The following is an 8,658-nucleotide window of genomic DNA, read 5'->3' as shown; positions in this document are numbered from 1 at the left end:
GTTCTTCGACCGCAGCGAAAAGCCCTCGCGTTTCATGCGTTTGGGCATCTCCTCGATCTCGCTGCAGCACATCGAGCCCGGGATCCGGGAGCTCGCCACGGCCGCCGGCCGCAGGCCCGCTGCCGCCTGATCACCACGGACTGCCACATGAAGAGCCGGCGTTTTGCCGGCTCTTTTATTTTGGCGCGCCTCGAGGCTTTAGCATCCTGGCATATTCGACGGGATTGACTGGCTCATAGGCTGTGCCAATGCCGACGGCATAGTCGAGGCACAAAGGGGACGAGGCAGGCCGATGGTGGACCAACCGCCGCGCATCCTGCCCCTGAAAAAGCAAAGGTGGAGTGCTTTCCATGTCAGTGGCTCTTGAGAAGCAGGAAACGACGTCGGACCAGCGTTCGCGGCGGTCCGGCGGGCGCGAAGCGCGCCGCGCGATGCGGGCAGCACCGCTCGCAGACGACATCCGTCCGGTGCGAGCCGGCCTCGAAGGCGGCAGCTACGGGCCATTGAGCCAGAATGACAAGGAACGCATCCATGAAGCGGTGCTGACGCTTCTGGAGACGGTGGGCTTCGCCAACGCCATCCCCTCCTGCATCAAGGCGCTGACCAGGGTCGGGGCGAGCTACGGCGACGACGGCCGCATCCGCCTGCCGCGCGCGCTGGTGCTCGACACGATCAAGAAGGCGGCGCGCCATTTCACGCTCCACGGCCAGGATCCCAAGCACGACATGGTGATCCAGGGCAAACGCGTGCACTACGGCACGGCGGGCGCGGCGGTGCATCTGGTCGATGTCGAGAAGCGCGAATATCGCGAATCGCAGCTGCAGGACATCTATGACGCCGCCCGTCTCGTCGACGGGCTCGACAACATCCATTTCTTCCAGCGCACCATGGTGCCGCGCGATATTCCCGATCCGCTCGAGATGGACTTCAACACGCTCTATGCCTGCGTACTGGGGACATCCAAGCATGTCGGCACCTCGTTCACCGTGCGAGAGAACGTCAAGCCGGCGCTGGAAATGCTCTATGCGATCGCCGGCGGCGAGGAGAATTTCCGGGCGCGGCCTTTCGTGTCGAACTCGAACTGCTTCGTGGTGCCGCCGATGAAATTCGCCGAGGACGCCTGCGGCGTGCTCGAAGCCTGCGTCGAGGGCGGCATTCCGATCCTGCTCTTGTCGGCCGGCCAGGCCGGCGCCACGGCTCCCGCCGCGATTGCCGGCGCCGTCGTGCAGGCGGTGGCCGAAGTGCTGATGGGCCTGGTCTATGTCAACGCCATCAAGCCCGGCCATCCGGCGATTTTCGGCACCTGGCCGTTCGTCTCCGATCTCCGGACCGGCGCCATGTCCGGCGGTTCGGCCGAGCAGGCCGTGTTGACCGCGGCCTGCGCGCAGATGGCTCAATATTACGACCTGCCGGGCGGCTCGGCCGCGGGCATGACGGATTCGAAGCTGCCCGACATCCAGTCCGGCTATGAAAAAGGCATCACCGATGTGATGGCCGGTCTTGCCGGCCTCAACCTCGTCTATGAATCGGCCGGCATGCATGCCTCGCTGCTCGGCTTCTGTCTCGAAAGCCTGATCATCGACAACGACATGCTCGGCCACTGCCTGCGATGCGTGCGCGGCATCGAGGTGACGGACGAGGCGCTGTCGATCGACACGATCGCCGATGTCTGCCTTAAGGGCCCGGGCCACTATCTCGGCAACGAGCAGACTTTGAAGCTGATGCAGACCGAATATTTTTATCCCGCAGTCGGCGATCGCTTCTCGCCCAAGGAATGGAACGAGAAGGGCCGGCCCGACATTTTGCAGCGGGCGATCGCCGAGAAAAAGCGCGTGCTGGCCGAGCGCTTTCCGCGCCATGTGTCGCGGCTCGTCGACGACAAGCTGCGCGCGCGCTTCGGCGAGATGATCAAGCTGCCGCGCAACAAGATGGGCGGCTGATCTTTCCGCTCTCGCAGATCACTCCGCACGCAGCCCATAGCGCTCGATGACTTCGGCGTTGATCAGCTTCGCGTGCAGCGTCAACAGCACGATCTGCGCATCGAGGCTGTCGCCGGCTTCGAGCGCGGCCTCGATGCGGCGCTCGGCTTCCAAAGTGCGCTCCCTGCCATTGGCCCGCTCGAAGGTTTCCGGTCCGGCGACGCAATAGCCGCAGAGTTGCGCCACCGATTGATAAGCCTGAGGCGGCGGCTCCTCGGGCCAATGATCCTTCATCAGGTTGACGATGGTGAGCTTGACGCCCTCAGGCACCAGTGCCGGATGCAAGTCGGCCTTGCGCAAGGCGTCGTCGAGCTGGCGCAAGTCGCCCGAACGGCCGAACATGCCGAGGAAGCCGAGGGAAGAGCGCCGTTTCGCCAAATATAGCCTCCCTCCGTAGGGCCGCCGGGATCGGGCTAATCTGTAGATGCCCCGCGGCCGAAACAAGGGCCATGAGAAAGGGCGGTCCGCCGGAAAGCGGACCGCCCTTCGATTGTCGCCGTGCTCTGAATTCAGTGGTTGTCGCGCGGGACGCCCCTGGTGTGCGCGACATCCTGATATTTCACCGCCGGCTTCAGCACCATGCCGGCGGAGAACTGGTCGACCATGCCGCGCTGGATCTCCTGCCAGGGCGTCTGGTGCTCGGGATAGTCATAGCCGCCATTGCCCTGCAGCGCTGCCCGCCGCCTGGCGATCTCCTCGTCGCCGACAAGGATATTGGCGGTGCCCTTCCTCAGGTCGATGCGGACGCGGTCGCCAGTCTTGAGCAGCGCCAGCCCGCCACCGACCGCTGCCTCCGGCGATGCGTTGAGGATCGATGGCGAACCCGACGTGCCGGACTGGCGGCCATCGCCGATGCAGGCCAGCGAATGGATGCCCTTCTTGATGAGATGGGCCGGCGGCTGCATGTTGACCACCTCGGCGCCGCCCGGATAGCCGACCGGACCGGCGCCGCGCATGAACAGGATCGTGTGCTCGTCGATGCCCTGCGCCGGATCGTCGATGCGGGCGTGGTAATCCTCCGGGCCGTCGAAGACCATGGCGTTGCCTTCGAAAGCCTCCGGATCGTTCGGGTTCGAGAGATAGCGCTCGCGGAATTCGGGCGAGATGCCGCTGGTCTTCATGATGGCGGAATCGAACAGATTGCCCTTGAGGTTGATGAAGCCGGCATTGCTCTTGAGCGGCTTGTCCACGCCGCGGATGACATCGTGATTTTCGTTGACCGCGCCGCGGCAATTGTCGCCGATCGACTTGCCGTTGGCGGTGATCGCGTCGGGGTGCGGCAATAGTCCGCCCTTCAGCAGTTCGGCCACGACGGCCGGCACGCCGCCGGCATGGTGATAGTCCTCGCCGAGATACTCGCCCGTCGGCTGCAGGTTGACGATCAGCGGCACGTTAAGGCCGATGTTCTGCCAGTCGTCATTGTCGAGCGGCACGCCGAGATGGCGGGCGATGGCATTGAGGTGGATCGGCGCGTTGGTCGAGCCGCCGATGGCCGAATTGACGACGATGGCATTCTCGAACGCCTGGCGGGTCATGATGTCCGACGGCTTCAGGTCCTCATGCACCATATCGACGATGCGCTTGCCGGTCTCGTAGGCAATCTGGCCGCGCTCGCGATAGGGCGCGGGGATCGCGGCCGAGCCCGGCAGCTGCATGCCGAGCGCTTCGGCAAGCGAGTTCATGGTGGTGGCGGTACCCATGGTGTTGCAATAGCCGGTCGACGGCGCCGAGGAGGCGACGATGTCCATGAACTCGTCATAATTGATCTCGCCGGCCGACAGCCGCTGGCGCGATTCCCAGACAATGGTGCCGGAGCCGGTGCGCTTGCCCTTATGCCAGCCATTGAGCATCGGGCCGACCGAAAGCGCGATCGCCGGAATGTTGACGGTCGCCGCCGCCATCAAGAGCGCGGGCGTAGTCTTGTCGCAGCCGATGGTCAGCACGACGCCGTCGAGCGGATAGCCGTAGAGCACCTCGACGAGGCTGAGATAGGCGAGGTTGCGGTCGAGCGCCGCCGTCGGCCGCTTGCCGGTCTCCTGGATCGGGTGGCACGGGAACTCGAAGGGGATGCCGCCCATCGAGACAATGCCTTCGCGCACGCGCTTGGCGAGCTCGAGATGGTGCCTGTTGCAGGGCGAGAGATCGGAACCCGTCTGCGCGATGCCGATCAGCGGCTTGCCCGACATCAGCTCGGCGCGGGTCAGTCCGTAATTGAGGTAGCGTTCGAGATAGAGCGCCGTCATGCCCGGGTTGTCGGGATTGTCGAACCACTCCTGCGAGCGAAATTTCTTCTTCTTGGTGGGGGCGCCTGCCATCGTGGTCTCCGTATTTGTATGACAAATCGATATGACAACGCGCCCATGCAGGCAAGAGGCAGACACGCCGCAGACCCGCACTTTGGTGCGATAGACGTAGAAAGGGCCGCGCACTAGGACCAATCGAGCCAGCAATCCGGGAGGTCTTGATGGCCTTGGTGATCGAAGGCGAGGAGCGGATCGCCGCACCCGTCGAGAAAGTGTGGGACGCCCTCAACGACCCGGAAATCCTGAAGGAGGCGATTCCCGGCTGGAAAGGAAATCGGACACCTAGCTGCGGCCCGGCGAATTACTCGAACACGATGCTGGGCACTGCCGCCTCGGCGGCGCCGCGTTCCTCTTGGACCCTGTCCCATACCCTCGCGGCGATATCGCGATAGATCTTCGCCTCGGCGCCGTCCGGCTTGGATGCGACCACCGGGGCGCCGGCGTCCGAGCTTTCGCGGATGCCCATCTCCAGCGGCACCTCGCCAAGGAAGGTGACGCCGAGCCGTTCGGCCTCGCGGCGCGCGCCGCCATGGCCGAAGATGTCGTAGCGCCTGCCGGTGTCGGGCGCGAGGAAATAGCTCATGTTCTCGACGATGCCGAGCAGCGGCACGTCGACTTTCTTGAACATGTTGAGGCCCTTGCGCGCATCGATGAGCGCCAGGTCCTGCGGCGTCGAGACGATGACGGCACCGGCCAGCGGCACCTGCTGGGCCATGGTGAGCTGGGCATCGCCGGTGCCGGGCGGCATATCGACGACCAGCACGTCGAGCGGTCCCCATTCGACCTCGCGCAGCATCTGGGTGAGCGCCGACATGACCATCGGGCCGCGCCAGATCATCGGCGTCTCCTCGTCGACCAGGAAGCCCATCGACATCACCTTGAGGCCGTAATTCTGCATCGGCTTCAGGATCTTGCCGTCGACCGTCTGCGGCCGGCCGTGAATGTTGAGCAGCCTCGGCATTGACGGCCCGTAGATATCGGCATCGAGCACGCCGACGCTTAGCCCATTGGCGGCAAGGCCGAGCGCCAGGTTGACGGCGGTGGTCGATTTGCCGACGCCGCCCTTGCCGGACGCGACCGCGATGATCGCATCGATGCCGGGCACGCCGCGTTTGCCGTGACTGTGAGAAGCCGGCGCCTGCGGGCCAGGACGCTGCGGCGCTGCCTGGGGAGCAGGTCGTGGCGACGCTGCTTGCGAAGCCGGCCGAACCGGCGCCTCCATGCCACCGCCCTTCTTCTCCGCCGTCAGCGCGACGACGGCGTTGGCGACGCCGGGGATCGCCTTGACGACACGCTCGGCGGCGGCGCGCAGCGGCTCCATCTCCTGGGCGCGGGCGGCGGGAACGGTAATCGAGAAAAACACCTTGGAATCGGCGATGAAAATCTCAGATACCAGGCCGAGGTCGACGATGTTGCCGGTGAAGTCCGGTCCATTGACCGTCCTCAGGCGCTCGATGACGGTTTCCTTGGTTACAGCCATGGTCTTTCCTCGGAGTTTGGCGTTCCAGATAGTGCAGTTTCCCGGCAGAACCAAGCCGTGGCGCAATGGCTCGTCCGGCGTGCTCCGGAAAACGACCGGTGGTGTCGGATTTGGCCGAGCGCGTCCCGATCCGCCGATTGCCATGGCCAATCGATCCAGGGGCCCTATCTCGGTTGCCATGAGCGACGGCAACCGGAAAAGGAGACTGTCATGCTCGCAAACAGCAACGCAGCGGCCAATGTGGCGGTGAAAGACCTTTCGAGAGCGCAGGGCTTTTACGAAGGAACGCTGGGCCTCAAGCCTGTCGACGACATGGCCGGAGAACTGATCGTCTACAAAAGCGGAGACACGGTCATCAACGTCTATCGTTCAGAATTCGCCGGTACCAACAAGGCGACGGCGTTGACCTGGACGGTCGGCGACCAGATCGGCGCCATTGTCCAGGCCCTGAAGTCGAAGGGCGTCACCTTCGAGCGCTATGAGATGCCCGGGCTGACGGTCGAGGGCGATGTCCATGTCGGCTACGGCATGAAGGTCGCCTGGTTCAAGGACCCGGACGGCAACATACTGTGTCTTGCGGGCGAGTAGATTTCAGCACCAGCTTTGCCTCAGACCGCCAGGCGCGTGACAAAATAGGTCAACGCCGAAATCGCCGCCGTCGCCGGCAGGGTGATCACCCACGCCACGACAATGTTGCCGGCAATGCCCCAGCGCACCGCCGAGACGCGGCGGGCAGCACCCACGCCGATGATGGCGCCGGTGATTGTATGCGTGGTCGAGACCGGGACACCGAGCCAGGTGGCGGCGAACAACGTTATCGCCCCGCCGGTCTCGGCGCAAAAACCCTGCATCGGGTTCAGCCGAGTGATCTTCGATCCCATCGTGTGCACGATGCGCCAGCCGCCGAAGAGCGTGCCCAGCGCCAGTGCCGACTGGCAGGTGATGACCACCCAGAACGGCACGTGGAAGCTCTGGCCGAGCATGCCTTGCGAATAGAGCAGCACGGCGATGATGCCCATGGTCTTCTGCGCGTCATTGCCGCCGTGCCCCAGCGAATAGAGCGAAGCCGAGAAGAACTGCAGGACGCGAAAGCTGTTATCGACCGCGAACGGCGTCTGCCGAACGAACAGCCATGAGACGATGAGGATAAGGACAAGCGCCAGCACGAATCCGGTCGCCGGCGAGAGCACGATCGCCGCGGCCGTCTTGCCGAGCCCGGACCAGACGATGGCCCCCGGGCCGGCCTTGGCGACGCCGGCGCCGACCAACCCGCCGATCAGCGCATGCGAGCTGCTCGACGGAATGCCGGCTATCCAAGTGACGATGTTCCAGACGATGGCTCCGATGAGCGCGGCGAAGATCACTGCGGGGGTCACGATCTCGGCGTCGACGATGCCCTTTCCCACCGTCTCGGCGACATGCAGACCGAAGAACAGGAAGGCGATGAAATTGAAGAAAGCCGCCCAGAACACGGCATAGTGCGGCCTCAGCACGCGGGTGGAGACGATAGTCGCGATCGAGTTGGCGGCATCGTGCAGGCCGTTGAGGAAATCGAAGAACAGCGCCACGGCGACGAGGCCGACCAGCAGGGGAAAGGCGATCGCGGCGTCCATCTGTTAGACGTTCTCGATCGCGATGCCGCTGATCTCGTTAGCGACGTCCTCGAAACGGTCGACCACCTTTTCCAGCTGGCCGTAAATCTCCGAGCCGATCAGGTAGGCCATAGGGTCGCTGCGACCGTGCCGCTTGAACAGGTCCTTCAGGCCCTGCTCGTGCAGGTCGTCGGCGCGGCCCTCAACGCGCATGACTTCTTCGGCGATGGCGTTCAGCCGCGCGGCGTTGGCGCCAACCTTGCCGAGCAGTGGGATGGCCTCTGCTACCAGCCGGGCGGCCTCGACGATGACGCTGCCCATTTCCCGCATCAGCGGATCGAATTCCCTCATCTCGAACAATTTCACCGTCTTGACGGCCTTGTGCATCGTATCGATGGCATCATCCATCGACTGGATCAGATCCTTGATGTCGCCGCGGTCGAAGGGCGTGATGAAGGAGCGCCTGACGGCAAGCAGCACCTCCGCGGTGATCCCGTCCGCTTCGTCCTCCAGATCGACGATCGTCTGGCACCAGCGGTCGATGTCCCGGCCCTGGAGAAGCTGCTCAAGCGCCTCGGCGCCGCCGACCACCGTGCGCGAATGCCGTTCGAACAGTTCGAAGAAGCGATCCTCGCGCGGCAACAGTCTGCGAAACCAACCCAGCATCTGCTCCTCCCTGCTTCCGCCTACCCCACATAGCGCCATGCGCGGCGCGGGAAAACAGATAAGCCGGCTCAAAAATGTGGATGAGATCCTATCGTTCATCCGCCTTGCGAAGCAAAGCGATTTCCCCGACCTTGGGCAGACCGTGGATCGGATGACATGATCGACAAGCTGGAATTCTTCATCGCTTTAGCCAGGGAAGAGCATTTCGGCCGCGCCGCCGAGGTGTGCGGCGTCACCCAGCCGACGCTGTCGGCCGGCATCAAGCAGCTCGAGGAGCAGCTCGGCGTCATGCTGGTGCTGCGCGGCTCGCGTTTCCAGGGTCTGACGCCGGAAGGCAAGCAGGTGCTGGTTTGGGCGCGCCGCATCGTCGGCGATTCAAGGACCATGCGCGAGGAGATGCGGGCGGCGCGCCACGGCCTGTCCGGCCGCATCCGCATCGCCGCCGTTCCGACGGCGCTCGCCATGGTGGCGCGGCTGACGACGCCATTCCGCGACAAGCATCCCGGCGTCACCTTTTCGGTGCTGTCACGGACCTCGATCGAGGTGCTGACGCTGCTCGGCAATCTCGATGCCGATGCCGGCATCACCTATCTCGACAACGAGCCGCTGGGGCGGGTAACCAGCGTGCCGCTCTATGA

General features: G+C 64.3%; 8 protein-coding genes and 1 pseudogene. 4 read left to right on the top strand and 5 right to left on the bottom strand.

From position 1 onward, the window contains the following. Window positions 1–350 precede the first annotated feature (350 nt). On the top strand, window positions 351–1,940 hold the full coding sequence (locus EOA60_RS09515) for a trimethylamine methyltransferase family protein (protein ID WP_095799275.1): 1,590 nt from the start codon (window positions 351–353) through the stop codon (window positions 1,938–1,940). Window positions 1,941–1,958: 18 nt separating this feature from the next. Here the strand turns inward: EOA60_RS09515 and EOA60_RS09510 are convergent, their stop codons facing one another. Both EOA60_RS09510 and EOA60_RS09505 read right to left on the bottom strand, forming a co-directional pair. Beyond that, on the bottom strand, window positions 1,959–2,357 hold the full coding sequence (locus EOA60_RS09510) for a hypothetical protein (protein ID WP_095799274.1): 399 nt from the start codon (window positions 2,355–2,357) through the stop codon (window positions 1,959–1,961). A gap of 131 nt (window positions 2,358–2,488) precedes the next feature. Next, a complete protein-coding gene (locus EOA60_RS09505) occupies window positions 2,489–4,294 on the bottom strand; it encodes an IlvD/Edd family dehydratase (protein WP_095782337.1) in 1,806 nt (601 codons plus the stop codon). 149 nt (window positions 4,295–4,443) lie between these two features. Between EOA60_RS09505 and EOA60_RS09500 the strand changes: the two are divergent. Next, a pseudogene (locus EOA60_RS09500) lies at window positions 4,444–4,545 on the top strand (SRPBCC domain-containing protein); the annotation flags it as partial. A 38-nt stretch (window positions 4,546–4,583) separates the two neighbouring features. On the opposite strand, the gene EOA60_RS09495 reads toward EOA60_RS09500, so the two are convergent. Next, the gene (locus tag EOA60_RS09495) at window positions 4,584–5,762 is read right to left on the bottom strand and encodes an Mrp/NBP35 family ATP-binding protein (protein WP_095799272.1); all 1,179 of its coding nucleotides are present in this window, start codon (window positions 5,760–5,762) and stop codon (window positions 4,584–4,586) included. A gap of 210 nt (window positions 5,763–5,972) precedes the next feature. On the opposite strand from EOA60_RS09495, the gene EOA60_RS09490 reads away from it, so the two are divergent. Further along, on the top strand, window positions 5,973–6,350 hold the full coding sequence (locus tag EOA60_RS09490) for a VOC family protein (protein WP_095799271.1): 378 nt from the start codon (window positions 5,973–5,975) through the stop codon (window positions 6,348–6,350). Between the two features lie 20 nt (window positions 6,351–6,370). Here EOA60_RS09490 and EOA60_RS09485 read toward each other — a convergent pair whose 3' ends face one another. After that, complete coding sequence (locus EOA60_RS09485; protein WP_067324384.1) at window positions 6,371–7,375, bottom strand: inorganic phosphate transporter; 1,005 nt, start codon at window positions 7,373–7,375, stop codon at window positions 6,371–6,373. 3 nt (window positions 7,376–7,378) lie between these two features. Further along, window positions 7,379–8,020, bottom strand: a complete 642-nt coding sequence (locus EOA60_RS09480; RefSeq protein ID WP_067003620.1) for a DUF47 domain-containing protein — start codon at window positions 8,018–8,020, stop codon at window positions 7,379–7,381. Between the two features lie 156 nt (window positions 8,021–8,176). Between EOA60_RS09480 and EOA60_RS09475 the strand changes: the two genes are divergently transcribed. Beyond that, a partial coding sequence (locus EOA60_RS09475; protein WP_164899244.1) for a LysR family transcriptional regulator occupies window positions 8,177–8,658 on the top strand: 482 nt, incomplete at its 3' end.

It is taken from the genome of Mesorhizobium sp. M1A.F.Ca.IN.020.06.1.1, assembly GCF_004023265.1.
In the GTDB taxonomy this organism is placed as follows: Bacteria; Pseudomonadota; Alphaproteobacteria; order Rhizobiales; family Rhizobiaceae; genus Mesorhizobium.
This window is presented reverse-complemented; position numbering and strand designations above follow the sequence as displayed.

Coding starts and splice junctions, on each gene's coding strand:
- EOA60_RS09515 (WP_095799275.1), top strand. CDS start 351: ATGTCAGTGGCTCTTGAGAAGCAGGAAACGACGTCGGACCAGCGTTCG.
- EOA60_RS09505 (WP_095782337.1), bottom strand. CDS start 4,294: ATGGCAGGCGCCCCCACCAAGAAGAAGAAATTTCGCTCGCAGGAGTGG.
- EOA60_RS09495 (WP_095799272.1), bottom strand. CDS start 5,762: ATGGCTGTAACCAAGGAAACCGTCATCGAGCGCCTGAGGACGGTCAAT.
- EOA60_RS09490 (WP_095799271.1), top strand. CDS start 5,973: ATGCTCGCAAACAGCAACGCAGCGGCCAATGTGGCGGTGAAAGACCTT.
- EOA60_RS09485 (WP_067324384.1), bottom strand. CDS start 7,375: ATGGACGCCGCGATCGCCTTTCCCCTGCTGGTCGGCCTCGTCGCCGTG.
- EOA60_RS09480 (WP_067003620.1), bottom strand. CDS start 8,020: ATGCTGGGTTGGTTTCGCAGACTGTTGCCGCGCGAGGATCGCTTCTTC.